The 24,819-nt window shown below is 74.1% G+C and carries 21 protein-coding genes; 12 read left to right on the top strand and 9 right to left on the bottom strand.

Annotation, left to right across the window (positions count from 1 at the left end; genetic code table 11):
* Positions 1–36 precede the first annotated feature (36 nt).
* Entirely contained in the window at positions 37–423 is a 387-nt protein-coding gene (locus NF338_RS16175; RefSeq protein ID WP_264031717.1) for a VOC family protein, read from the bottom strand.
* A 144-nt stretch (positions 424–567) separates the two neighbouring features.
* Here NF338_RS16175 and NF338_RS16180 point away from each other — a divergent pair, with 144 nt between their 5' ends.
* From NF338_RS16180 to NF338_RS16200, 4 genes are all read left to right on the top strand, one after another.
* A complete protein-coding gene (locus NF338_RS16180; protein WP_264031718.1) occupies positions 568–1,524 on the top strand; it encodes a helix-turn-helix transcriptional regulator in 957 nt (318 codons plus the stop codon).
* A gap of 422 nt (positions 1,525–1,946) precedes the next feature.
* Positions 1,947–3,374, top strand: coding sequence for a transglycosylase family protein (locus NF338_RS16185; RefSeq protein ID WP_318783126.1), 1,428 nt, complete (start codon positions 1,947–1,949; stop codon positions 3,372–3,374).
* A 125-nt stretch (positions 3,375–3,499) separates the two neighbouring features.
* Entirely contained in the window at positions 3,500–4,438 is a 939-nt protein-coding gene (gene rsmA, locus NF338_RS16195; protein ID WP_264031719.1) for a 16S rRNA (adenine(1518)-N(6)/adenine(1519)-N(6))-dimethyltransferase RsmA, read from the top strand.
* The gene (locus NF338_RS16200) at positions 4,435–5,385 is read left to right on the top strand and encodes a 4-(cytidine 5'-diphospho)-2-C-methyl-D-erythritol kinase (protein ID WP_264031720.1); all 951 of its coding nucleotides are present in this window, start codon (positions 4,435–4,437) and stop codon (positions 5,383–5,385) included. The genes rsmA and NF338_RS16200 overlap by 4 nt, the downstream gene beginning before the upstream one ends.
* Before the next feature lie 443 nt (positions 5,386–5,828).
* Here the strand turns inward: NF338_RS16200 and NF338_RS16205 are convergent, their stop codons facing one another.
* Entirely contained in the window at positions 5,829–6,854 is a 1,026-nt protein-coding gene (locus NF338_RS16205) for an acetylxylan esterase (RefSeq protein ID WP_264031722.1), read from the bottom strand.
* Between the two features lie 220 nt (positions 6,855–7,074).
* On the opposite strand from NF338_RS16205, the gene NF338_RS16210 reads away from it, so the two are divergent.
* The 7 genes from NF338_RS16210 (at position 7,075) to NF338_RS16240 (ending at position 17,360) form a co-directional block, all read left to right on the top strand.
* Complete coding sequence (locus NF338_RS16210; RefSeq protein ID WP_264031723.1) at positions 7,075–9,114, top strand: DUF1349 domain-containing protein; 2,040 nt, start codon at positions 7,075–7,077, stop codon at positions 9,112–9,114.
* A gap of 259 nt (positions 9,115–9,373) precedes the next feature.
* Entirely contained in the window at positions 9,374–10,516 is a 1,143-nt protein-coding gene (locus NF338_RS16215) for a LacI family DNA-binding transcriptional regulator (protein ID WP_264031724.1), read from the top strand.
* On the top strand, positions 10,513–12,153 hold the full coding sequence (locus NF338_RS16220; protein WP_264031725.1) for an FAD-dependent oxidoreductase: 1,641 nt from the start codon (positions 10,513–10,515) through the stop codon (positions 12,151–12,153). The genes NF338_RS16215 and NF338_RS16220 overlap by 4 nt, the downstream gene beginning before the upstream one ends.
* Positions 12,154–12,205: 52 nt before the next feature.
* Entirely contained in the window at positions 12,206–13,540 is a 1,335-nt protein-coding gene (locus tag NF338_RS16225) for an ABC transporter substrate-binding protein (protein ID WP_264031726.1), read from the top strand.
* A 2-nt stretch (positions 13,541–13,542) separates the two neighbouring features.
* Complete coding sequence (locus NF338_RS16230; protein WP_264031727.1) at positions 13,543–14,430, top strand: carbohydrate ABC transporter permease; 888 nt, start codon at positions 13,543–13,545, stop codon at positions 14,428–14,430.
* Complete coding sequence (locus NF338_RS16235; protein WP_264031728.1) at positions 14,420–15,391, top strand: carbohydrate ABC transporter permease; 972 nt, start codon at positions 14,420–14,422, stop codon at positions 15,389–15,391. The genes NF338_RS16230 and NF338_RS16235 overlap by 11 nt, the downstream gene beginning before the upstream one ends.
* A 94-nt stretch (positions 15,392–15,485) precedes the next feature.
* Positions 15,486–17,360 carry an ABC-F family ATP-binding cassette domain-containing protein gene (locus NF338_RS16240; RefSeq protein ID WP_264031729.1) on the top strand — a complete coding sequence of 625 codons (1,875 nt, stop codon included), beginning with the start codon at positions 15,486–15,488 and terminating at the stop codon, positions 17,358–17,360.
* A 108-nt stretch (positions 17,361–17,468) separates the two neighbouring features.
* On the opposite strand, the gene NF338_RS16245 is transcribed toward NF338_RS16240, so the two are convergent.
* Both NF338_RS16245 and NF338_RS16250 read right to left on the bottom strand, forming a co-directional pair.
* Positions 17,469–18,215 carry an SAM-dependent methyltransferase gene (locus tag NF338_RS16245; protein ID WP_264031730.1) on the bottom strand — a complete coding sequence of 249 codons (747 nt, stop codon included), beginning with the start codon at positions 18,213–18,215 and terminating at the stop codon, positions 17,469–17,471.
* A gap of 219 nt (positions 18,216–18,434) precedes the next feature.
* Positions 18,435–18,920, bottom strand: coding sequence for a MarR family winged helix-turn-helix transcriptional regulator (locus NF338_RS16250; protein WP_264031731.1), 486 nt, complete (start codon positions 18,918–18,920; stop codon positions 18,435–18,437).
* A gap of 119 nt (positions 18,921–19,039) precedes the next feature.
* Between NF338_RS16250 and NF338_RS16255 the strand changes: the two genes are divergently transcribed.
* On the top strand, positions 19,040–19,642 hold the full coding sequence (locus tag NF338_RS16255) for an NADPH-dependent F420 reductase (RefSeq protein WP_264031732.1): 603 nt from the start codon (positions 19,040–19,042) through the stop codon (positions 19,640–19,642).
* A 69-nt stretch (positions 19,643–19,711) separates the two neighbouring features.
* Here NF338_RS16255 and NF338_RS16260 read toward each other — a convergent pair whose 3' ends face one another.
* From NF338_RS16260 to NF338_RS16280, 5 genes are all read right to left on the bottom strand, one after another.
* Positions 19,712–20,746 carry a TetR/AcrR family transcriptional regulator gene (locus tag NF338_RS16260; RefSeq protein WP_264031733.1) on the bottom strand — a complete coding sequence of 345 codons (1,035 nt, stop codon included), beginning with the start codon at positions 20,744–20,746 and terminating at the stop codon, positions 19,712–19,714.
* Between the two features lie 91 nt (positions 20,747–20,837).
* Positions 20,838–21,665, bottom strand: a complete 828-nt coding sequence (locus NF338_RS16265) for an ABC transporter permease (RefSeq protein WP_264031735.1) — start codon at positions 21,663–21,665, stop codon at positions 20,838–20,840.
* The gene (locus NF338_RS16270; protein WP_264031736.1) at positions 21,662–22,609 is read right to left on the bottom strand and encodes an ATP-binding cassette domain-containing protein; all 948 of its coding nucleotides are present in this window, start codon (positions 22,607–22,609) and stop codon (positions 21,662–21,664) included. Before NF338_RS16270 ends, NF338_RS16265 begins: the two co-directional genes overlap by 4 nt.
* Positions 22,610–22,803: 194 nt before the next feature.
* On the bottom strand, positions 22,804–24,117 hold the full coding sequence (locus tag NF338_RS16275) for a CynX/NimT family MFS transporter (RefSeq protein ID WP_264031737.1): 1,314 nt from the start codon (positions 24,115–24,117) through the stop codon (positions 22,804–22,806).
* Positions 24,118–24,234: 117 nt separating this feature from the next.
* On the bottom strand, positions 24,235–24,735 hold the full coding sequence (locus tag NF338_RS16280; protein ID WP_167551001.1) for a MarR family winged helix-turn-helix transcriptional regulator: 501 nt from the start codon (positions 24,733–24,735) through the stop codon (positions 24,235–24,237).
* Positions 24,736–24,819 lie beyond the last annotated feature (84 nt).

Below are 24,819 nucleotides of genomic sequence, written 5' to 3' on the forward strand. Positions count from 1 at the left end.
GGGGCGGCGCCCCCGGTCCGCGAGCGCCGCGGCGCGCTAGGCCTCGAGCATCTCCAGGTAGTGCGGGTTCTGCATGATCCCGAGCACGTTGCCGAACGGGTCGACCACCGACGCCGTGACGAAGCCGGTGCCCTCACCACGCTCCACGACGCCCTCGTACTCGGTCGCCCCGAGCGCGAGCAGCCGGGCGAACGCGTCGCGCACGTCGTCGACGTGCCAGTTCACGATCGCGCCCCCGGGGGTCTCCGGCTGCGGGCGCGGGGACCAGGACCGGGCGATGATGCCGAGCTCGTCCTGGCGGTCGCCGACGCGGAACTCCACGTACCCGCCCGGGACCACGTAGTACGGGTCCGTCCCGAGGACCTCCGCGTACCACGCGGACGCGGCCTCCAGGTCGTCGGCCCACAGGTTCAGCGTCGCCATCCCACGCAGCATGCTCGTCTCCCTCGTCGTCGTCCCGGATCCGGCCCGGGGACCTCGGTCGTCGACCCCGGCGGGGACCGACACCACGACAGTAGGACCCCATGCGGAACCTGCGGTTCCGCATGGGTTGGCAGGATGGGATCCGTGCTCGACACCTCCGTGCGACTCCTGCGCCTCCTCGCGCTCCTCCCGTCGCGCCCGACGTGGTCCGGCCCCGACCTGGCGGAGCGGCTCGGCGTCACGACCCGCACGGTCCGCAACGACGTCGAGCGGCTGCGGCTCCTCGGGTACGAGGTGCGGTCGGCTCCGGGGACCGCGGGCGGCTACCGGCTCGGGTCCGGGACCGCGCTGCCCCCGCTGCTCCTCGACGACGAGGAGGCTGCCGTCGTCGCGGTGTCGCTGCGGGCCGCGGCCACGGGGTCGATCACCGGGGTCGAGGACGCGGCGCGACGCGCTCTGGTCAAGCTCGACACCGTGCTGCCCGCGCGGCTGCGCGCCCGGGCGGACGCGCTGCGCGCCGCGGTCGCGAGCGCGCCGGTGGCGGGGCCGCCGGTCGACGCGCGGGTGCTCTCCGAGATCGCCGGTGCGGTCGCGGCGCGGATCGGGCTGCGCCTCGAGTACCGGGCCCACGACGGGACGACGACGGACCGGGCGGTCGAGCCGTACCGGCTCGTGCACCTGGGGCGGCGGTGGTACCTCCTGGCGTTCGACCTGGGCCGCGACGACTGGCGGACCTTCCGCCTCGACCGGCTGCGCCTGCGCACGCCCGGCGGACCCCGCTACACGCCTCGCCCCGTGCCGGGCGGCGACGCGGTCGCCTACGTGGTCCGCGGAGTGGGGTCGATCGCGTGGGCGCACCCCGCCCGCGTGCGCCTGCACGCGCCGGCGAGCGTCGTGGCGGAGCGGCTCGCGCCGGAGGCGGGGGTGCTCGTCGACGACGGCCCGGACGCGTGCGTGCTGGAGACCGGGGGGACGTCCCTCGCCCAGCTCGCGGGCTTCCTGCTGGGCCTCGACGTCGACCTGACGGTGCTGGAACCGCCCGAGCTGACGGCATCGCTGGCACGGGTCGGGGCGCGGGCCGCGCGTGCCGGTGACGCGTGACGCAGCGCGGTGCGGGCGACGCCACAGCCTCACGTCGGGACGACGGTCGGGGCGACGTCGGGGCGACGTGGGCGGTGACGCAGGGGTGAGAAGTGCGTGGAGAGGCCCGCGACATACGCGCAGAAAACCGGACAGAACCTCCCAGTCTAGTGGCGCGAGGGTTGGACTTCGATAACGGATCGGTTACGGTCGAACGTCGCTCGCGTGCGAACGGCATGCCCTCGGGGTCCTTCGGGACCACGGGAGGCGTGCCCGGACCTCGCGGGCGGTGCGCCGTCGTCGGGCCCTGGGGAAGGGGCGCCGGGGTTGGCGCCGGCAGCCGGATCGGCCGCTCGAGACCCGCGGACGCACGTGTGCGCCCGCCGTGGAGGACGTCTGTCCGCCACGGGCCGCGGGTGGTGCGCACGCGCCGTCGAGCCTCCGTGCCCGGGACCCCCGACGACTGGACCCGAGTGAAGAACCCCTTCCACCGGACCGCTGACGCGGCCGGCGCCCCCGAGAGCGCCGACACGAACCTTCAGGACCCCCTGACCCCCTTCGAGACCACCGACGGCCTCGCGGAGAGCCCCCAGAGCCCCGCGACCACCGCCCGCCGTCGTCGCCGCTGGCCCCTCGTGGCCGGCGCCACCGCCGTCGTCCTGCTCGCGACCGGCGCCGTTGCCTACGGCAGCGCGCGCAAGACCGTCCAGCTCGACGTCGACGGCCAGATCACCTCGGTCACGACCTTCGCCGGCTCCGTGGAGGGCCTGCTCGCCGAGCAGGACGTCGCCGTGGGCGACCGCGACCTCGTCGTGCCCGACGTCGACTCCGCCCTGCGCGGCGGCGGTGACGTCGTCGTGCGGTACGGGCGCGAGGTGCCCGTCCAGGTCGACGGCTCCCAGTCCTCCGTCTGGCTGACCGCGCTCGACGCGGACGAGGCCCTGACGACCCTCGCCTCGCGCGGCAGCGACGTGCGCCTCGTGGCGTCGCGCTCCGGCGAGCGCGTGTCGCTCCCGATCCGCCTCGACGCGGACGGCCCCGTGAACGTCGTCGTGGACGGCGAGACCAAGGTCGCGCCCGACGGCAGCATCGGCATCGACGCGATCCTCGACCAGCAGGGCGTCCAGCTCGGCGAGCTCGACCGCGTCCACGTGGAGAAGTCCGAGCAGATCGCCGCGGCCCAGGCCGACGCCGCTGCCGAGGCGGCACCCGCCGCCGACGCTGCCGCGACCGAGGACGCCGAGGCTGCGGCCGACGCGGCCCCGGTCTCGCTCGTCGTGCAGCGCGTGAAGGTCGAGGAGGTGCCCACCACGGCAGCCGTCCCGTTCGAGACGGTCACCGAGGAGGACGCCAACCGCTTCAAGGACCTCGACCCGGTCGTCAAGCAGGAGGGCGTCGAGGGCGTCCACACGACCGTGCACCGCGTCACGACGGTCGACGGCGCCGAGGAGTCGCGTGAGCTCGTCTCCGAGGGCGTCACCACGCCCCCGGTGAACAAGATCCTCGTGCAGGGCACCAAGGAGCGCCCGAAGCCGCAGCCGAAGGTCGAGACGCAGCAGCGCTCGTCGTCGTCGTCCTCGTCCTCGTCGTCGGGCGGTTCGCCCGCCCCGGCCGCGGACCTCGGCTCCGCCCCCGGCGGCGTCTGGGGTGCGCTCGCGCAGTGCGAGTCCGGTGGCAACCCCGCGACGAACACGGGCAACGGCTACTACGGCCTCTACCAGTTCTCGGCGTCCACGTGGCGCGCGATGGGCGGCTCCGGCCTCCCGTCGGAGGCCTCGGCCGCCGAGCAGACGCAGCGCGCCCAGGCGCTCCAGGCCCGCTCGGGCTGGGGCCAGTGGCCCGCGTGCGCGCGCAAGCTGGGTCTCCTCTGACCCGCTAGCAGGACGCGCGGCCGCCCGACGGCCGCATCACGGAGGGCGGGGCGCACGGCGCCCCGCCCTTCGTCGTCCCTGCGACGTCCGACCCGTGCCTGCCCCGGTCGGTAGGCTTGGCTGTCATGAGCGACACCCGCGGTGCCCTGCTGGGTCCGGCCGAGATCCGTGACCTGGCGGGCCGCCTCGGCGTCCGCCCCACCAAGACCCTCGGCCAGAACTTCGTGCACGACGGCGGCACCGTCCGCAAGATCGTGCGGGCCGCGGACGTGCGCGCGGGGGAGCGCGTCGTGGAGGTCGGGCCGGGGCTCGGCTCGCTCACCCTGGGGCTGCTCGAGGCGGGCGCGAGCGTCGTCGCGGTCGAGATCGACCCGGTCCTCGCGAAGCAGCTCCCCACGACGGTCGCCGCGCACGTCCTCGACCTCGGCGACCGCCTCGAGGTCGTCGGCGCGGACGCCCTGGAGGTGACGACCCTGCCCGGGGAGCCCCCGACGGCGCTCGTCGCCAACCTGCCGTACAACGTGGCGGTGCCCGTGCTGCTCACGTTCCTCGAGCGGTTCGACTCGCTCGAGCGCGTGCTCGTCATGGTGCAGGCCGAGGTCGCGGACCGGCTCGCCGCCCCGCCCGGGTCGCGCACGTACGGGGTCCCGTCGGTCAAGGCCGCCTGGTACGCCGACGCCCGCCGCGCCGGGACGATCGGCCGCAGCGTGTTCTGGCCGGTGCCGAACGTGGACTCCGCGCTCGTCGCGCTCGACCGGCGCGAGCCGCCGGCCACGACCGCGACGCGCGAGCAGGTGTTCGCCGTCGTCGACGCGGCCTTCGCGCAGCGGCGCAAGATGCTCCGCTCCGCGCTGTCCGGTCTCGCCGGCTCCGCGAGCGTGGCCGCCGAGGTGCTCGAGGCGGCCGACGTCGACCCGCAGGCGCGTGGCGAGGTGCTCGACGTCGCGGCGTTCGCGCGCGTCGCCGAGCACCTCGTCCTGCGGGGTGGCCTCGACGAGCGCCCCGCCCGTGGTGCCGCACCCGCGGAGCGTCGCACCGGACGACCTGGCACAGTGGACGCGTGACACCCCCGCGACCGCCGCGCATCGCCCTCGCGCCACCTCCGTCCGTCCGCGTGCGCGCACCCGGCAAGGTCAACCTCTCGCTGCGGGTCGGGGCGCTGCAGGACGACGGCTACCACCCGCTCGTGACGATCTTCCAGGCCGTCGGGCTGAGCGAGGACGTCGTCGCCCACCAGGTGCCGCCGGGCTCGGGCGTCTCGCTCGCCGTGACCGGGCTCCAGGCCGACGTCGTGCCGACCGACGAGACGAACCTCGCGTGGCGGGCCGCCGTCGCGCTCGCCGAGCACGTGGGCGTCGATCCCGACGTGCGGCTCGAGATCCACAAGGAGGTCCCCGTCGCGGGCGGCATGGCGGGCGGGTCCGCGGACGCCGCCGCCACGCTCGTCGCGTGCGACGCGCTCTGGGAGGCCGGCGTGCCCCGCGCCGACCTCGTCCGCCTCGCCGCGGGGCTCGGGGCCGACGTCGCGTTCGGGCTCGTGGGGCACACCGCCGTCGGGACGGGGCGGGGGGACGTGCTCACGCCCGCGATGACGCGCGGCGAGTTCCACTGGGTCTTCGCCGTCCAGGCCGACGGCCTCTCCACGCCGGAGGTGTACCGCACCTTCGACGAGACCGTCGGCGGCCCGGCCGAGCTCGACCTCGCCGAGGACACCGCGCTCATGCAGGCGCTGCGCGCCGGGGACGCGGTCGGGCTCGGGCAGGTGCTGCGCAACGACCTCCAGGGCCCCGCGCTCGCGCTGCGCCCCGAGCTCCAACAGACGATCGACGTCGCGACCGAGGCGGGCGCGCTCGGCGCGATCGTCTCCGGCTCCGGCCCGACGGTGGCCGCCCTCGCGCGCAGCCGCCAGCACGCGCTGGCGATCGCCGCGTCGTGGACGGCGAACGACGCGTGCGACACCGTCTGGTGCACCACCGCCCCCGCTGCCGGTGCGCGCGTCGTCGCCCACTGACGAGCCCGCCCGCCGACCGCGAACCCCGGTCGCGCGAGGTGGGGCCGTGGTCGCGCGAGGTAGAGCCGTGATCACCTCGTGCCCGACGGCGGTCTGGTCACCTTGGGTGGTCGGGGTGGGTGGTGGTGCCGCGTCTACCATCCGCCGCTCGTTCCTCGCGGCTCCCGCCAGGCCCGCCACGACGCGGCACCACCACCCACCCCGCCCTACGTCGTCTCGCCCCGGTCGTTGCTCACCCGGGCGACTGCCAGCGGTGTCGGGTCCTTCCGCACCGCACCGCATCGCATCGGGCGACCCGACTGCGGCGCGCGACCAGCCGCCGTCGGGCACGACCATGGTTCTCCCTCGCGCGACCACGGTTCTCCTTCGGCGGGCCAGGGTTCTCCCTCGCGCTCCTGCGGGTCTACCGGCGGCGGCCCAGGTCGTTCGCTCTCCCGGCCGGGCTAACGGGTGTGCTCGCGGAGCCAGGCGAGCTGGCGGGCGAAGCGGTAGGCCTGCCCACCTTCGTGCTCGTTGAAGCGGTAGACGTCGATCGCGCGCGCGGCGTCCGCGGCACCCGCGTCCGCGGCCCAGCCGTTGTACGCCGCGTACACCGTCGAGGGCGGGCAGACCGGGTCCATGAGGGCGACCGAGAACAGGCCGGGGGCGGTCGCGCGGCGGGCGAGGCTCGCGCCGTCGAGGTAGGAGAGCGTGCGGAAGACGGCCTCCTCGTGCTCGCGGTGGACGGCGAGGTAGCGCGTGATCTCGGAGTAGGGCGCCCGGTCGGTGATCTCGACGGCGCGGCGGTAGTGCGTGAGGAACGGGACGTCGGGCATCGCGGCGACGAGACCGTCGGTCAGGCCGGCGACGGCGATCGTCAGGCCGCCGCCCTGGCTCACCCCGGTGACGGCGACCTGCGCGGGGTCGATCCCCGCGATGGTCCGGACGGCGTCGACCGCGCGCACCGCGTCGGCGATCACGCGACGGTAGTAGTGCTCGTGCGGGTCGAGGATGCCGCGCGTAAGGAACCCCGGGACGGCCGGGCCGGACCCGACCGGGTCGGGCGTGTCGCCCCCGGTGCCCCAGCCGCTGCCCTGACCGCGCGTGTCGACGACGAGGTGCGCGTACCCCGCGCTCGCCCACAGCAGGTGCTCGTGCGGCAGACCGCGACCGCCCCCGTACCCGAGGTACTCGACGACGGCCGGGAGCGGCGCGGCGTCCCCGGCGGCGGCCGCGCGAGCGGCCGCCGCGGGCCGCACGAGCCAGGCCCGGACGGGCTGGCCGCCGAAGCCGGGGAACGTGACGTCGTCGACCACGACCGTCTCCAGACCGGCGTCGACGCGGTCGAGGCGGACGGTCTCGGCGAGGTCACCGCCCGCCGCACGGGACTCGGCGAGCGTCGTCGCCCAGAACGCGTCGAGGTCGGCGGGCTCGTCGAGCGCGGGGGCGTAGGCCTCCAGCTCGGCGAGGGGCAGGTCGAAGAGCGGCACGGGGGATCCTCCGGGGGCGCAAAGGTCTGATGTCGGGCATCGATGTCGGGCCGTGACGACTCTAGCGCCGTCGTCGCGGGCCCACGGCCGCACTAATAATGCGCATCATCCCTTTGACCCCTGCGGGGTCGTTGCGGCGAGACTGCCACCAGCCGCCGCCGCGCGCGCGGCGCCCGGTCGGCGACGAGGCCGCCGGTGAGGAACCGATGGAGGTCCCCCTGTGAGAACCCGAGCAGCAGCACCGCGCCGCAGACCCGGCGTCGTCGCGACGACGGTCGCCGCCCTGACGGCCGTGCTGGCCGTCGGTGCGGTCGCCCCCGCCGGCGCCGCCCAGACCGGAGCGCCCGCTGCCGCCGGCGCAAGCGTGCCCGTCGCGGCCCCCGCGGCGGCGCGCGCCGCGGACGACGGGCCGTCCGCGTCCGACCTCCCCGTGTTCGAGTACCGCGGCGTGATCACCGACAAGGAGTCGATGACCTACAACCCGACGGACGAGTTCATCTTCCCGAGCGTCTTCCACGCGGGCGCGTACCTCGACGCCCCGCTGGGGGAGTGGTACCTGTACTACGCCCCGCACGACTCCCCGGGCGGCATCTCCCTGATGTACGCCGACTCGCTCGAGGGCCCGTGGACGGAGTACGCGCACAACCCGATCGTCGCGAACGAGTGGCTGCCCTTCTACGAGCGCGTCTCGCACGTCTCGTCGCCCGACGTGCTGTGGGACGACGAGGCGGACCAGGTGCTCCTCTACTTCCACGGCGAGAACTCCACGACCCGGTGGGCGACGTCGCCCGACGGCGTCACGTTCGACGACTCCGGGATCGCGGTCACCAACGCCGACGGCGGTGCCGGGACCACCGAGACGTCGTACGCGCGCGTCGTCGAGCACCCGGACCCGGCGTCGGGCTACCGCTTCGCGATGACGTACATGCAGAACCGGACGGACAACATCCGGCGCATCAAGGTCGCCGAGTCGGTCGACGGCAAGACCTGGGTCGTGCGCCCCGACCCGCTCGTCGTGCCCGACGCCGCGACCGGGACGAACGTGTCCGGCGGCAACCTCTGGGAGTGGGACGGCCAGCTCTACGTGATCTACCACGGCTCCACGGGCATCACCTTCGCCCGCACGCTCGACCCGACGATGACGCAGGTCGGTCCGCGCTGGGAGCTGCACAGGGCCACCGGGACCGGCGACGATACCGGCCGGGTCGCAGCGCCCGAGATCGTCACCGACGGCGACGAGACGTACCTCTTCTACGAGTCCGGCGACCGCCTCGGCGCGACGATCGCGTGGGCACAGCGCGACCCCGACGCGGTCCGGCAGCCCGAGCCCGGCCAGGACCCCGACCCGCTGCGCGAGCAGTGCAGCGGTGCCGCGTCGGACGAGTTCGACGGCGCCACCCTCGACCCGGCGCTGTGGTCCGTCGTCCGGGGGGACACGGCCCGGCACGAGCTCGCCGACGGCGCGCTGCGCGTCCCGACGTACGCCACTGGTGTCGCGGGGGCGTCGCTGCCGCTCCAGGCGGTCCCGGACGGGTCGTGGGAGGTCACGACCGCGGTCTCCGTCTCCCCGGCCGAGCGCTTCCAGCAGGGCGGCCTGCTCCTGTACCGCGACGACGCGAACTACGCGAAGCTCGACCTCGTGCACGGCTCGCTGGGTCCTCGCCTCGAGTTCATCTGGCGGCAGAACGGCACGGACCGCAACACCGGGTTCGACTCCGTCGTCCCGCCGGCAGGGCTCGGCGAGACCTTCTGGCTGCGCCTCGCGAGCGACGGGAGCGCCGTGCAGGCGTCGGTGTCGGTCGACGGGGTCGAGTTCGCTCCCTGGGGCCGCACCGTGGACGTCGCCGCGCTCGGCGCCACGGGCGTCGGGCCGTTCGCGATGCGCGGGTCCGCGACGCCGCCCGAGATCGTCGCGTCGTTCGACTGGTTCCGGTGGACCCCGACCGCCGACGAGGCGGCAGCGTGCGACGACGACGAGCCCGCCGTCGAGGCGCAGGCGGTGTCGCGGTGCCTCGCGGGCCGCGCGTACGTGGCGGTGACGGCGCGCAACGACGGCACGGCGCCGGTCTCGATCCGGCTCGCGACCCCGGCGGGCGAGCGCACCGTCGCCGACGTCGTGCCCGGCCGCAGCGCCTACCAGTCGTTCGCCACGCGCGCGACGTCGGTCGCGGCCGGGGCGGCGACGGTCGAGGTCGTCGGCGCCGACGGCGTCGCCCGCGGCTCGACCTCGGTGACCTACGACGCGCTGACCTGCGGGTAGCCCCGCCAGCGAGCGCCGCACAGCGGGCCCAGGGATGCACCTCGGAGTGCGTCCCTGGGCCCGTCGTGCCTCTCCCGGCGGGTCTGCCCGAGTCCCGAGCACGGTCGCGCGCCGGGCGATTATGCGGATCAACGGTGGCTCACCGAGGGCCCGAGTCTCGCCGCTCTCGACGTAATAATGCGTATTACCGCGTTGACCCACGGGCGTCGCGCTGGCGAGACTCCTGGCACGTCATCGACGACGTGATCGAGGAGGATCCATGCCGAGGCACCGCATCACCCAGGCCGACGTCGCCGCCATGGCCGGCGTCAGCCAGGCGACGGTCTCGTTCGTGCTGAACGACAGCACGCCCGCCGGCGTCCGGATCAGCGAGGAGACTCGGCAGCGCGTCCTCGACGCGATCCGGATCACCGGCTACTCGGCGAACCCCGTGGCCCAGCGCCTCGCGGGCGGGCACAACCAGATCCTCGGCGTCTTCACCTACGAGGCGACGTTCCCGCGCGCGGGTCGTGACTTCTACGGCCCCTTCCTCGTCGGGATCGAGCACGCGGCCGAGAAGCTGGGCATCGACATCCTGCTCTTCACGAGCGCGCGCGTCGTCGACGGGCGCCGCCAGCTCACGCGCGACGGGTGGCAGCGGCTCGGGATCGCCGACGGCTGCCTGCTGCTCGGCCAGCACGAGGACCGTGGGGAGCTCCAGCACCTGCTCGACACGAACTACCCGTTCGTCTTCATCGGCAAGCGCGGCAGCGACGGCGGGCGCCTGCCCTACGTGGGGGCCGACTACGTCGCCGCGACCGCGCGCCAGGTGGAGCGCCTCGTGGAGGTCGGGCACGAGCGCATCGGGTACGTGGGGCCGCGCGGCACCGACCAGCCGACGCTCGACCGCGTGGACGCCTACCGCGCGACGATGAAGGCGCACGGGCTGACGGTGCGGTTCGTCGAGCTGGACGGCGTCCCCGCGACGGCCGCAGAGATCGTCGACCAGCGGCTCACGGCGGTCGTCGTCGCGCCGGAGAACTACCCCGAGGAGCTGGTCGACGAGCTCGAGGGGCGCGGCGTCCGGGTGCCCGACGACGTGTCGTTCCTCCTCCTGGGCCAGCCCCACCACGGACGCCCGGGCGGGCGCCGGTGGTCCGGCTTCTCGATCCCGCGCGAGGAGATGGGCGCGCGCGCCCTCGTCCTGCTCTCGCGCCTCGTCGCCGAGTCCGGCTCGGGACGCGCCGACCGGAAGGCCGCGCGCGCGGCCCGCGTCCCCGAGGACGAGCTGCACCAGCTCCTCGAGTGCGTCGACGTCGACGGCGAGACCGTCGCCGCGCCACCGCCCGCGCCGCCCCCCGGCGCCAGAGCGCCCCTCCAGACCTCAGAGCACCAGAGCACCAGAGAAACGGAACCAGCGTGACCCATCCAGACCTCCAGGCAGACGTCCTCGTCGTCGGTGCCGGGCTCGGCGGCGTCGCCGCGGCGCTCGCCGCGGCCGAGCGGGGCGCCCGCGTCGTCCTCACCGAGGAGCACCCGTGGATCGGCGGGCAGCTCACGTCCCAGGCGGTGCCGCCGGACGAGAGCGCGTGGGTCGAGCGGTTCGGCGTCACCGCGCGCTACCGCGCCCTGCGCGACGGCATCCGCGACGTGTACCGCCGGTCGTACCCGCTCACCGACGCAGCGCGCACGTGGGACGCCCTCAACCCCGGCGCCGGCTGGGTCTCCAAGCTGTGCCACGAGCCGCGCGTCGCGGTCGGGGTGCTCGAGGAGATGCTGGCCCCCTGGCGGTCCGCGGGCCGGATCCGCCTGCTCGAGCGCGTGCGCCCGACGGCGGCCACGACCGACGGCGACCGCGTCACCTCGGTGACGCTCGCGGCGGTGGTCGACGGCGCCGTAGGGGCGGCGGGCGAGAGCGTCACCGTCCACGCCGCGTTCGTCGTGGACGCGACGGAGACCGGCGAGCTCCTGCCGCTCACGGGCACGGAGTACGTCACCGGGTTCGAGTCGAACCGGGAGACCGGGGAGCCGAGCGCGCCGGACGAGGCGCAGCCGGACAACGTGCAGGCGCTGAGCGTGTGCTTCGCCGTCGAGCACGTGGACGGCGACCACACGATCGACCGCCCGGAGCGGTACGACTTCTGGAGCACCTACACCCCGGGGCCCTGGAACGGGCGACGCATGCTCTCGTGGGAGGCGCCCAACCCGCGCACGCTCGCGATGGACGTGCGATCGTTCACGCCGAACCCGGGCGACGACGCCCGCGCGGTCGATGCCGACCAGTCGAGGAACCCCGGCGACGGCAACCTGTGGACGTTCCGTCGCATCGCCGCGCGCGACCTGTTCGCACCCGGCCACTACGCGAGCGACCTGTGCCTCGTGAACTGGCCGAGCATCGACTACTTCCTCGCGCCGGTGCTCGACGTGCCGCGCGACGTCGAGGAGGCGCGGATCGCGGACGCCCGCCAGCTCAGCCTCTCGATGCTCTACTGGATGCAGACCGAGGCTCCCCGCCCCGACGGCGGGACCGGCTTCCCGGGCCTGCGGCTGCGGCCCGACGTCATGGGCTCGGCCGACGGTCTTGCCCAGGCGGCGTACCACCGCGAGTCGCGCCGCCTGCGCGCGGTGACGACCGTGACGGAGAACGACGTCTCGTACGCCGTGCGCGGGGACCGGGGCGCGACGCGCTACGACGACTCCGTCGGGCTCGGTATGTACCGGATCGACCTGCATCCCTCGACGGGCGGCGACACGTACATCGACGTCGCGTCGACCCCGTTCGAGATCCCGCTCGGCGCGCTCCTCCCGCAGCGCGTGACCAACCTGCTCGCGGCCAACAAGAACATCGGTACGACGCACATCACCAACGGCTGCTACCGCCTGCACCCGGTCGAGTGGAACATCGGCGAGGCCGCCGGCCACCTCGCGGCCCACTGCCTCGCGACGGGGCGCACGCCGCACGCCGTCCAGTCCAAGGCCGACCTGCTCGCCGACTACCAGGACGAGCTCGTCCGGGCCGGCGTCGAGCTGCGCTGGCCCGCCGAGGCACACCCCTACTGACGCGGGCCCCCGCCCGCACCGACATGGCCACCCTCAGTCCGAAGGAGAACTGATGACCCCCCTGACCCCGCGCCGGAACCCGACCCGGCGGCGCCTCGTGAGCGCACCCCTGGCCGCAGGCGGCGTCGCGCTCGCCCTCGTCCTCACCGCGTGCTCCGGCGGCGGCGACGACGTCGTCGGCGAACCCAGCACGCCGAGCGAGCCCGTCGAGCTCCGCATGACCGTCTGGACGGCGGACGAGACGCAGCTCGCCCAGTTCCAGGAGATCGCCGACGCGTACGTCGCGGAGAACCCCGACCTCGTCTCGGGCGTGACGTTCGAGACGATCCCGTTCGAGGACTACACGACGTCGCTCACCACGCAGCTCGCGGGCGGCAACGCCCCGGACCTCGCGTGGATCCTCGAGAGCTACGCGCCGGAGTTCGTCGCGAGCGGCGCGCTCGTGGACGTCGCCCCGAAGCTCCAGGAGACCGAGGGGTACGAGTTCGACGACCTCCTCGACTCCTCGCTCGCGCTGTGGGAGAAGGACGGCGGGCTCTACGCCTACCCGTTCTCCAACTCGCCGTTCGCGATGTTCGTCAACACCGACCAGGTGGCCGCCGCGGGCCAGCCGAACCCGGCCGACCTCGTCGCGTCGGGCGACTGGACCTACGACCAGGCCCGCGACATCTCGGCCGCCGCCGCCGCGACGTCGGGCAAGCAGGGCCTCGTGGTGCGCGACTTCGACTTCAAGGTGTGGGAGAACCTCTCGACGATCTGGGACGGCTGGGACGCGGCGCCGTGGAGCGAGGACGGCACGCAGTGCACGTTCACCGACCCGGAGATGGTCGACGCGCTCACGTGGGTCCACGACGCGACGTTCGTGGACAAGGCGATGCCCGGCCCGGGCACGACGGCCGACTTCTTCGCCGGCGACTCCGCCATGACGATCACGCAGATCAGCCGCGCGTCGTCGCTCGACGACTCGTTCGCGTGGGACGTGGTGCCGCTGCCGGCAGGACCGGCGGGCCAGCAGAACGTCATCGGCCAGGCCGGCATCGGCGTCTTCGCCGCGGGCGAGCACCCGGACGTCGCCGCCGACTTCCTCGCGTGGTTCACCAACCCGGGGAACGCCGAGACGCTCGCGGCCTACTTCCCGCCGCCGCGCGAGTCGCTGCTGAACGCCGAGACGCTCGGCGCGGCCAACCCGAAGCTCAGCGAGGACCAGCTCCAGGCGGTCGTCGTCGACGGCATCCAGGGCGCGGTGACCAAGCCGTCGCACCAGAACTTCGCGAAGCTCCAGGACACGGTGCGCGCCCAGCTCGACGCGCTGTGGACCGCGGACGCCGACGTCGAGGGCGTCCTCGCCGACACCTGCGCGGCGATCCAGCCCCTGCTCGGGGACTGAGCGTGGCCTCCTCCGCACTCGCACGACGGGACGCGGCCGTGGGGTACACCATGGTCGCGCCCGCCGTGCTCGGCGCGCTCGCGTTCGTCGTCGCGCCGCTGGTCGCCGTGTTCTGGTACTCCCTGCACGAGTGGAACGTCCTCGCGAACACGTTCACGTTCGCGGGTGCCGACAACTACGAGCGCATGCTCTCCGACCCCGGTCTGCGCGACTCGCTGCTCGCGAGCCTGTGGTTCTCGATCGGCCTCGTGGTCCTCAACATCTCGCTCGCCCTGCTGCTCGCGGTGCTGCTCAACCAGAAGCTCCCGGGCACGACGACGTTCCGCACGTTCTTCTTCTCGCCGGTCGTCGTGTCGCTCGTCGCCTGGACGATCGTGTGGAGCTTCCTGCTCCAGGCCGACGGCGGGATCAACGGGTTCCTGTCGCTCCTCGGCATCGAGGGCCCGAACTGGCTGCGCGGCGAGACGACGGCCATGATCTCGGTGATCGTCGTCCAGGTGTTCAAGAACGTCGGCCTCAACATGATCCTGTTCCTCGCGGCGCTGCAGGGGGTGCCGGAGGAGATCCAGGAGGCCGCGCGCATCGACGGCGCGGGGGCGTGGCGACGTTTCCGCTCGATCACGCTCCCGCTCATCAGCCCGACCCTCCTGCTCGTCTCGATCCTCACGATCGTCGGCTCGCTCGAGGTCTTCGCGCAGATCGCCGTGCTCACGGGCGGCGGTCCGGGGAGCTCGACCACGGTGCTCGTCTACTACCTGTACCAGCAGGCGTTCCGCTTCAACGACTTCGGCTACGCGAGCGCGATCTCCGTCCTGCTGTTCGTCATCGTCCTCGTCCTGACACTCGTGCAGTGGCAGACGCGCAAGAGGTGGGTCTTCCATGAAGTCTGACGTGATGCCCGGCCCGGCCACGCTCCCGGGCGCGGACGACGGCCCGTCCCGGCCCGCGCCGTCGGGCACGGGCGACGGCACCGACGCGCCGCGGCACGCGCCCGCCCGCCGGGACCGGGCTGCGCGCTCGCGGCGTCGCTGGGGTCGCTGGGCGCTCGTGGCGCTGCTCGTCGTGCTGAGCGTCCCGTTCGTCTTCCCCACGTGGTGGATGGCGACGTCGAGCCTCAAGCCGATGAGCGAGATCCTGCGGGCCGTGCCGACGCTGTGGCCGCAGGACCCGTCGTTCGCCGCGTACGGGGAGGTGTTCCGGCTGCAGCCCTTCGCGCAGCAGTACTGGAACAGTCTCTACATCGCCGCGCTGGTGACCGTCGGGACCATCCTCGTGTCCTCGATGGCCGGGTACGCGTTCGCGCGCATCCGGTTCCCCGGGGCGAACGCGCTGTTCCTGCTCGTCCTCGTGGGGCTGCTCGTGCCGTCCGAGGTGACGATCGTCCCGCTGTTCCGGATGGTCAACTCGCTCGGGCTCATCGACACGCACTGGCCGCTCGTGGTCATCCCGATCCTCGGGGCGCCGAGCGTGCTCGCGACGTTCATCATGCGGCAGTTCTTCCTCGGGCTGCCGGGCGAGCTCGAGGAGGCGGGACGCATGGACGGCCTCGGGCGCTGGGGGATCTTCTGGCGGATCGCGTTCCCGCTGTCGCGCTCGGCGATCTCGGCCGTCGCGATCTTCACGTTCCTCAAGTCGTGGAACCTCTACCTCGAGCCGATCGTGTACCTGTCCAGCAAGGACCGGTTCACGCTGCCGCAGGCGCTCACGCAGTACGTCGACGCCTACGGCGGCCCGATGTGGAACGTGCAGCTCGCCGCGACGACGCTCACGGTCCTGCCGGTCCTCGCGGTGTTCCTCGTCGCGCAGAAGCAGTTCGTCCAGGGCCTCGCCCACTCGGGCCTCAAGGGCTGACGAACCGTCCCGTGAGTGCGGGAGACAGTCGCGATCTCCTCGAGGATCGGCGACTATTTCTTGCACTCACGGGGTGCGGCCTAGGCTCGACGGCGTGGCTCACCTTCTCGGCGCCGACGGCATCTCGCTGACCGTCGGCACCCGCACCCTCCTCGACGACGTCTCGCTCGGCCTCGACGACGGCGACCGCGTCGGCATCGTCGGCCCCAACGGGGCCGGCAAGTCGACGCTCTTGCGCCTGCTCGCGGGCACGCAGCAGCCCGACGGCGGCCGGGTCACCCGGGTGGGCGGGCTGCGGGTCGGCCTGCTGGACCAGCGCGACGACGTCGGCACCGGCGCGACGATCCGCGACCTCGTGCACGGCGACGCGGCGACGCACGCGTGGGCGTCGGACGCGAGCATCCGCACCGTCCACGCGGGTCTGCTGGCCGACCTCGACCTCGACGCCCCCGCGGACACGCTGTCCGGCGGGCAGCGCCGTCGCGTCGCGCTCGCGGCGCTGCTCGTCGCCGACCACGACGTGCTGTTCCTCGACGAGCCGACGAACCACCTCGACGTCGAGGGCGTCGCGTGGCTCGCGGCGCACCTGGGCGACCGGTTCGCTCGCCCGGGCGCGCGCGGCGCGCTCGTCGTCGTCACGCACGACCGCTGGTTCCTCGACGCCGTCTGCTCGCGCATGTGGGAGGTGCGCGGCGACGGCTCCGGCGCGGTCGAGGGGTACGAGGGCGGGTACGCCGCCTACGTGCTCGCGCGCGCGGAACGCCAGCGGACCGCGGCCGTCGCCGCGGAGAAGCGCGACAACCTGCTGCGCAAGGAGCTCGCGTGGCTGCGCCGGGGGGCGCCCGCGCGCACGTCCAAGCCGAAGTTCCGGCTCGACGCCGCCGCGGCGCTCATCGCCGACGTCCCGCCCCCGCGCGACACGCTCGAGCTCACGCGCACCGCGACCAAGCGGCTCGGCAAGGACGTGCTCGACCTCGAGGACGTGACGGTCGCCGTCCCGGTGCGCGGCGCGGCGGGTGCGGACGGGGCCCGGCGCGTGCTGCTCGACGACGTCACGTGGCGCCTCGGGCCGGGTGACCGGTACGGCGTCGTGGGGGTCAACGGCGCGGGCAAGACGACGCTCCTCGCCCTGCTCGCCGGGCGGCGCGAGCCCGACGCGGGCCGGGTCAAGCGCGGCAAGACGGTCCACGTCGCCGAGCTGTCCCAGGACGTCGGCGAGCTCGACGACATCGCCGGGTCGCGCGTCATCCAGGTCATCGAGGACGAGAAGCGGTCCGTCGTCGTGGACGGCAAGGAGCTCACGGCCTCGCAGCTCGTCGAGCGGCTCGGGTTCACGCGCGAGCGGTCGCAGACCCTCGTGCGCGACCTCTCGGGCGGCGAGCGCCGTCGCCTCCAGCTCCTGCGGCTGCTCGTCGCCGAGCCCAACGTGCTCCTGCTCGACGAGCCCACGAACGACCTCGACACCGACACGCTCGCCGCGCTCGAGGACCTGCTCGACGGCTGGCCGGGGACGCTCATCGTCGTCTCGCACGACCGCTACCTGCTGGAGCGCGTCGCGGACCGCCAGGTCGCGCTGCTCGGGGACGGCCAGGTCCGCGATCTGCCCGGCGGTGTCGAGCAGTACCTCGAGCTGCGGCGCGCGGCGCTCGCGGGGGCGGGGTCGTCGTCGAGCGGCTACGCACCCGCGGCGGCAGCCGGGGCCGACGGTGGTGCGGAGGGCGCGCCGGACGCGGTCGCCCCGGCCGGTCCGAGCGCTGCCGAGGTCCGGGCCGCGAAGAAGGAGATCAACCGCATCGAGCGGCGGCTGTCCAAGATCGCCGAGGTGGAGGGCCGGCTCCACGAGAAGATCGCGGCGAACGCGACGGACTTCACCGCGGTCGCGGAGCTCGACGCCGAGCTGCGCACGCTCGCGGCGGAGAAGGACGAGCTGGAGGCGGCGTGGCTCGAGGCGGCCGAGGTCGCGGGCTGACACTCGGCTGCGCAGGCCGTGCCGACGGCCGCCGTGACGTGCGCGCGCCGCGGGCGGGCGCCGCGGGCGACGGTCGGGTGGTCGCCCGCCCGTCGCCCGCGCTCGCCGCTAGCGCGCCATCAGCGCGAACACGCCCCACCCGAAGTGGGCCCGGGTGCAGGCCGCGTACTGCTGCGGCTCGGTCGCCAGGAGGTGGCGCACCTGGTCGTGCAGCGCGTGACCCGGGTGGGCGTCAGCCCAACGCCGCATGGTCAGCCACTGCGGTGCGGCGTAGCGGTCCCAGGACTCCTCGGTCGCGCACATCATCTCGACGACGTCGTAGCCCTGGGCGCCGAACGAGGCCAGCAGATCCGGGAGCGTCTGGTAGTCGTCGGGTGACTGCACCCCGCAGCCGGCGAGGACCTCGGGCGTCGTGGGGACGGTGCGCCAGTACGGTTCGCCGACCAGCAGCATGCCGCCGGGCCGCAGGCTCCGCCGCAGCAGGTCGAGCGTCCCGGGGACGCCGTCGCCGATCCACGTCGCGCCCACGCACGCCGCGACGTCCACGGGTTCGTCGGTCACGTACCCGGACGCGTCTGCCTCGACGAACCGCACCGAGCGGGCCACGCCGAGCTCGTCGGCGCGGGACCGGGCGTGGGCGACGAAGTCCGGGTTGAGGTCCACGCCCAGCCCGGTGATGCGGTGGTCCCGCGCCCATGTGGAGAGCAGCTCGCCGGACCCGCAGGCCAGGTCGAGGATGCGCGTGCCGGGCCGCAGGTCGAGCGCGCGGCCGAGGTCGGCGAGCTGCCGCTCGGTCAGCGGGTTGTGGATGCGGTGACGGGACTCACGGATCGAGAAGAGACGAAGGTCGAACACGAGGATGCTCCTTGTACGGGTGCCAGCAGGGAACGCGTTCGGGAGCGGACGGATCCGCTCGCCGGCACCAGGACCGTCATCGAGCATCAAGACCTTCTGTGATCGCCCTGCGTCGATCGTGCGGGGCGGGCTCCGGGTGAGCCTCCGCGACGCTACGACCGGGAGCGACCGGCGGGCAACGGAATTCCACCCGCGACGTGGGGGCCGGGCGCGGTCGTGTCAGCGACGCAGGAAGCCCATGCGGTCGTCGGGGTCGACGCGCTCGAGGATCGCCCCCGCGATGGCGTCGAGCTGGCCGACCTGCTCGGGGGTGAGCACGTCGATCACGTGGTCCCGGACGGTGGCGACGTGGCCGGGGGCCGTCGCGACGACCTTGGCCCACCCGGCGTCGGTGAGGTGCGCGTTGGTGGCGCGCCGGTCCTCGGGGCACGGGACGCGCTCGACGAGCCCGCGCTTCTCCAGCCGGGCCACGACGTGGGAGAGGCGGGGGAGCGTCGCGTTGGTGGCGCCCGCGAGGTCGGTCATGCGCAGCGTGCGGTCGCGGGCCTCGGAGAGCATGGCGAGCACGTAGTACTCGAAGTGGCTGAGGTCGGCGTCGCGACGGAGCTGGGAGTCCAGGACGCCCGGGAGCAGCTCGACCACCGCCACGAGCCGCTTCCACGCGTCGAGCTGCTGGTCGTCGAGCCAGCGGGGTTCTGTCGTCATCGGGCCTCCTCCGGTGTGACCATCGTAATAGTTGACGCTACAAGTTTAGCGTCGTATCGTCTTAGTTGTAGCAACAACCAATTGCCGACCGGGCGGCCGGCGCACGAAGGGAAGCCACCATGAGCAGCATCACCATCATCGGCGCGGGCAATATGGGCACCGCGATCGCCGGCCTCGCGCTCGCCGCGGGCAGCGAGGTGCAGGTCCTCACGCGCGAGGCGACCGACCTCGACCCCCGGGTCGCGGCCGGGACCGTCGGCGACGAGCTCAAGGGCGACGTCGTCGTCCTCGCCCTCCCGTTCGGGGCCGTCGCCGAGGTCGTCGACCTCTACGCCGATCGCCTCGACGGCAAGGTGGTCGTCGACATCACCAACCCGCTCGACTTCGCGACGTTCGACTCGCTCGTGGTGCCGGACGGCTCGTCGGCCGCGGCGCAGCTCCAGGCTCGCGTCCCCGGCGCGCGCGTGCTCAAGGCGTTCAACACGAACTTCGCCGCGACGCTCGCCTCCGGGCAGGTCGGCCCGCTCCCGACGACGGTCCTCGTCGCGGGCGACGACGCGGACGCCAAGGCCGCGCTCGCCGGCGCCGTGTCCGGGGTGCGCGTGGTCGACGCGGGCTCGCTGAAGCGCGCGCACGAGCTCGAGGCCCTCGGCTTCCTCCAGCTCACCCTCGCCGCCGGCGAGAAGACGTCCTGGACGACGGGCTTCGCGCTCGCCGAGTGACGCGTCTCCCGGAGGAACGACGGCGGCCGGCCACCCTCGGGTGACCGGCCGCCGTCGTGCGCCGGGGAGTCAGCCGCGTGCCTTCTCCACGGCAGCCCGCGCTGTCTCGCGCTCGGCCTTCTCCGCCTCGCGCAGGGCCTTCTCGAGCTCGCGCACCTTCTTCTGCGCCTCCCGCACCCGGCGCTCGGCGTCGCGCCGCTTGAGCGTGGCCTTCTTGACCTTCGGGTCCTTGACGTGCACGGCCATCTCGACCGGCGCGACGGCGTCGCGCGGGTCGGGCTCCGCGCCGGTGTCGCGGGGTCCGGCCTCGTCGTCGGACGTCCCGTCCGAGGCGGAGGTGACCCGTCCCGCCCCCGGGGCACCCGCGGCCCGCGCGTCGACGTACACCGCGATCCCGTCGAGGACGCGCTCGAGGCCCCACGCGGTGTCGTCGATCTCGCCCTCCTCCGCGTACGTCCCCGCCTCCACGAGCGGGCGCAGGTAGGGGAAGCGCACCTCGTCGACGAGGTCGCGCAACGCACCGCCCCAGCCGCCGCCCAGGACGGTCTCGTCGCCCCCGGCCGCGGCGACCGCGCGGGCCAGGTCGCTCTGCAGCCGGGCGGCGTTCCGTGCGTAGCCGCTGACGAGGAGGATGACCGACATCTTCTCCTCGTCGTCGAGCGGCGTGGAGCGCAGGGCGCGCAGCGCGCTGTCCGCCCCGCGCAGGTTGTTCGGCGTGAGGGGAGCGCCGGTCACCGGGATGTCGAGGAACCACGGGTGGGACGCGAACACCGCCATGGTGAACTGCGCCCACTCGCGCAGCTCCGCGCGCCAGTCCGCCGGCTCGTGCGCGGGCGGGTACTCGACGTCGAGCGCGGCCTCCTGCATGAGGAGCAGCAGGTCGTCCTTGCTCGTCACGTACCGGTAGAGCGACATCGTCGTGAAGCCGAGGCTCTGCGCGACCTTCGCCATGGAGACCGCGGCCAGCCCGTCGGCGTCGGCGATCTCCATGGCGGTCTCGACGATCCGCTCGATGCTCAGCTCGCGCTTCGGCGTGCGCTCGGGACGTTCGGCGACGCCCCACGCGAGCGCGAGCCGGGGCGGGAGGTCGGGTGCGTCCGTCATGCCCACATCATGTCTGGTATCCGGTCGAGCATGCGGCTGTCGCCCGCCCTGGGCCCAGGGCGGGCGACAGCCGCATGCTCGGCGACGGGGGTCAGCGCGCGGTCCGCCGACGGTAGAGGAACGAGCCGGTGGCGCAGCTCACCGCGAGGAAGCCGACGAGCCACGCGATCGCCGTGAGGACCGTCGTCGCGTCGGGCGACCCCGCGAGGAGGCCGCGGAACGTCTCGATGATCGGCGTGAACGGCTGGTTCTCGGCGAACCCGTGCAGCCACGACGGCATCGTGTCGATCTCGACGAAGCCCGAGCTGAGGTAGGGCACGAACAGGAAGAGGAAGTTCACCGACTGCGACGCCTCGACGCTCAGCACGAGTCCGAGCGCGACGCTCAGCCACGTGAACGTGAGCACCGCGAGCACGGCGAACGCGACGAGGCCCAGCCAGTCGCCGAGCCCGGCGTCGGGCCGGAAGCCGAGCGCGAGCGCGACGGCCACGACGACGACCGCGGACGCGAGGTTGCGCACCACGCTCGCCACGACGTGGCCCCACAGCGCGGACGGGCCGAAGATCGGGAGGGTCTTGAACCGGTCGATCGTGCCCGACGTCATGTCCTGCGCGACCCCCACGGCGGCCGTGGCCGAGCCGAACCCGAGGCACATGACGAGCACGCCCGGCACGACGTAGTCGATGTAGTCGTCCCCGCCGATCGCGCCGCCGAAGATGACGACGAACACGAGCATGATCATGACGGGCAGCACGAACGCGGTGATGAGCCCGTCGACGCTGCGGAGCTGGCGGCGCGTCTCGCGCGCGACCATCGTGCGCACGTCGCGCGCTGCCGTCGCGGGCGTCTGTCGAGCCCGCACGACGGTGCGCGGTGGGCGCGCCGAGGAGGTCGTGAGCGTGGGCGTGGTGGCGCTCATCGGGCGCCCTCCTTCCGGGTCAGCGCGAGGAAGACGTCGTCGAGCGTGGGCTTGACGACGCTGACCCCGACGACGGCGAGATCGTGGGCGTCAGCGGCCGCGAGCACGTCGCGGATCGTGCGGACGGGGTCGTCGCTCGGCGCGGTGAGGGACAGGTCCTTGTCGTCCGTGGTCGTGCGGGCGAGCCCCAGCGTCGGCGCGAGCCCGACGGCGGCCGCGAGGCTCGCGGGGTCGTCGAACGCGACGCGCACGTGGTCGCCCGCGACGAGCGCCTTGAGCTCGGCGGCCGTGCCGCGCGCGGCGACGCGGCCGTCGTGCAGGACGGCGATCGTGTCGGCGAGGCGGTCGGCCTCCTCCAGGTACTGGGTCGTCAGCAGGACCGTCGTCCCGTCCGCGGCCAGCCCCCGGACCACCTCCCAGAGCTGGGCGCGCGACGCCGGGTCGAGCCCCGTCGTCGGCTCGTCGAGGACCAGCACCGCCGGGTCGGCGACCAGGCTGATCGCGAGATCGAGGCGACGGCGCATACCGCCCGAGTAGGTCCCGACGCGGCGGTCGGCGGCGTCGGTGAGGTCGAAGCGCGCGAGGAGCTCGTCCGCGCGTCGACGCACCGCGCGCCGGGGCAGGTGGGCGAGCTCGCCCATCATGACGAGGTTCTCGCGGCCCGTCTGGAACTCGTCCACCGACGCGTACTGGCCCGTGAGGGCGATCGTCTCGCGCACCCGCGCCGCGTCGTGCACGACGTCCGCCCCCGCGACGCGGGCCGCGCCGCCGTCGGGCCGCACGAGGGTCGTGAGGATGTTGACGGTCGTGGTCTTGCCGGCGCCGTTGGGCCCGAGCAGCGCGAAGATCTCGCCGCGGCGCACGGTCAGGTCGACGCCGCGCAGCACGGCGTGGTCGCCGTAGGACTTCTCGAGCCCCTGCACGGCGATCATCGGTTCGGTCATCGCCTTCTCCTTCTCGGTCGGACGTGCTGGCCGGTGTGCGGCGCACACTGACGTGTATGGCATAAACGATGTGTACACCATAAACACGCTCGACGCGTGGGTCAAGGGCGTCGTGCCTGCCGAGGGAACGAGCGCGAGGTGGAGCCCTGGCCTCCAGGTCGAGCCGTGGTCGCGGGAGGTAGAGCCGCGGTGGGCTACCTCGTGTGCTCGCGGGGGGAGCCCGTGACGGCGAGGCCGATCCCCGTCATGAGCACGAGGGCGCCGAGCACGACGGCCACCGGGGTGGTCCACGTCCCCGTCGCCGTGTGCAGGGCGCCGGCGAGCGTCGGGGCCACGGCGGCGAAGCAGTAGCCGACCGACTGCACAGTCGCCGAGGCCTGGCGCCCGCGGCGGACGGTCGGGAAGCGCTGCGCGACGAGCGTGAAGATGACGACGAAGTTCGCCGCCTGGGCGATGCCCGCCATCGACGCCCACACCGCCCACAGGCCCGGGGCGACCAACAGGCCCAGGGGCAGCGTCAGCCACAGCACCGCGATCACGGCGAAGCTCTGCCGCAGCGACCACCGCCGCGCCGCCAGCGGCACGGCGAGCCCGCCGACGATCGCGAAGCCCTGGAACAGCGACGCCGCGCCGCCCGACGCCGCGCGAGGGATCCCCGCGAGGTCCTCCAGGATGAGCGGCAGCCACGCCGTGAGCGCGTAGAAGCTCGACGACTGGAGCGCGAACATCGCGCACAGCCACCACGTGAACGGCGTCGCCAGCACGTGGCGCTCGCGGGCGGCGGCCGGGTCGGTGCCGGTGACGCCCTCCGCGACCGCGGCGGCGAGGTCGCCGGCGTCGGAGGGCGCCTCCCCGCCCGACCCGCCGGCGTCGTCCGGCGCGTGCTCCGCCCCGTCGCCGGGCGCCGTCGTGCCCGACGCCGGCCCGCTCGCCCGGCCCGTCGTCGGCCGTCCCGTCCGGCTCGCCTCACGCGGGACGGCGCGGAGCCACCACACGAGCGCGACGACGGCGAGGACCGACCAGGACGCGAGCGCCCAGCGCCACCCGACGGCGTCGGCGAGGGGCGCGGTGAGCGCGGTCGTCGCGACGGTCCCCACGTTGATCGCCGCCGTGTACAGGCCGGTCACCGTCGCGACGTGCCCGGGGAAGTCGCGTTGCGCGATCATCGGGACGGCGAGGTTGGCCGTCGTGATGCCGAGCCCGAGCAGCACCGTCCCGGCGAACGTGCCCGCGGCGCCGAGGGCGGCGACGTCGGCCGAGCGCAGCAGGGTGCCGGCGAGGATCAGCCCGAGCGCGACCGCGATCGCGGTCCGCAGCGACGACCGCCCCAGCAGCCCCGCGACCGCGGGCGTCGCCACGGCGAAGCAGAGCACGGGGATGCCCGTGAGCAGGCCCGCGGCCGCCGCCGTGAGGTGCAGGTCCGCTGCGACGTCCGCGACGACCGGCGGCAGCGCCGTCAGCGGCGCGCGCAGGTTGACCGCGACCAGCAGCACCGCGACGAGCAGCACGCCGTCGATCCCGCCCCGAAAGGTGCTCGGGCGGGGCGGCCGGGACGGCGGCATCGGGCGGTGACCTCCAGGTGCGGGCGCGTGCGACGCCGCCCGCCCGGTCAGCCGGGCCGTCGGTCAGTCGTCGAACTGTCCTACGACTGTACGCAGGAGCGCCGCGAGCGCCGGGCGGCCGCCCGGCTCCAGCGCGTCGAGGATGCGCGCCTCCACCGCGAGCAGGTCGGTCATCGCCGTGTCGACCCGCTCGAGGCCCTCGGCCGTGAGCTCGACGAGCACGCCGCGCCGGTCGTCGGGGGACCGGCGGCGCAGCACGAGACCGCGCTCCTCGAGCCGGTCGATGCGATTGGTCATGGTCCCGCTCGTCACGAGCGTCTGCGTCACGAGGGCGCCGGGGGACAGGCGGTACGGCTCGCCGGCCCTGCGCAGCGCCGACAGCACGTCGAACTCCCACGTCTCGAGGTGCCCCCGCGCGAACGCCGTGCGGCGCGCGCGGTCGAGGTGCCGCGCGAGGCGGTCGACGCGCGAGAAGACGGTGAGCGGCTCGACGTCGAGGTCGGGCCGCTCCCGCTGCCACGCCGCGACGATGCGGTCGACCTCGTCCTCGTGCTGCTGCTCCATGACGCGAGGGTACTCGACGTGTCTCGACATCAAGACTCTTGACGGCTCCCCTGTCGGGACCGCGCGCCGTCGCAGCGCGCCGCG

It is taken from the genome of Cellulosimicrobium sp. SH8, assembly GCF_025818875.1.
GTDB lineage: Bacteria > Actinomycetota > Actinomycetes > Actinomycetales > Cellulomonadaceae > Cellulosimicrobium > Cellulosimicrobium cellulans_D.

Bases quoted from the DNA above. Each gene is read 5' to 3' on its own strand.
- NF338_RS16175 (WP_264031717.1), bottom strand. From the start codon at position 423: ATGGCGACGCTGAACCTGTGGGCCGACGACCTGGAGGCCGCGTCCGCG.
- rsmA (WP_264031719.1), top strand. From the start codon at position 3,500: ATGAGCGACACCCGCGGTGCCCTGCTGGGTCCGGCCGAGATCCGTGAC.
- NF338_RS16215 (WP_264031724.1), top strand. From the start codon at position 9,374: ATGCCGAGGCACCGCATCACCCAGGCCGACGTCGCCGCCATGGCCGGC.
- NF338_RS16225 (WP_264031726.1), top strand. From the start codon at position 12,206: ATGACCCCCCTGACCCCGCGCCGGAACCCGACCCGGCGGCGCCTCGTG.
- NF338_RS16235 (WP_264031728.1), top strand. From the start codon at position 14,420: ATGAAGTCTGACGTGATGCCCGGCCCGGCCACGCTCCCGGGCGCGGAC.
- NF338_RS16250 (WP_264031731.1), bottom strand. From the start codon at position 18,920: ATGACGACAGAACCCCGCTGGCTCGACGACCAGCAGCTCGACGCGTGG.
- NF338_RS16255 (WP_264031732.1), top strand. From the start codon at position 19,040: ATGAGCAGCATCACCATCATCGGCGCGGGCAATATGGGCACCGCGATC.
- NF338_RS16260 (WP_264031733.1), bottom strand. From the start codon at position 20,746: ATGACGGACGCACCCGACCTCCCGCCCCGGCTCGCGCTCGCGTGGGGC.
- NF338_RS16265 (WP_264031735.1), bottom strand. From the start codon at position 21,665: ATGAGCGCCACCACGCCCACGCTCACGACCTCCTCGGCGCGCCCACCG.
- NF338_RS16270 (WP_264031736.1), bottom strand. From the start codon at position 22,609: ATGACCGAACCGATGATCGCCGTGCAGGGGCTCGAGAAGTCCTACGGC.
- NF338_RS16280 (WP_167551001.1), bottom strand. From the start codon at position 24,735: ATGGAGCAGCAGCACGAGGACGAGGTCGACCGCATCGTCGCGGCGTGG.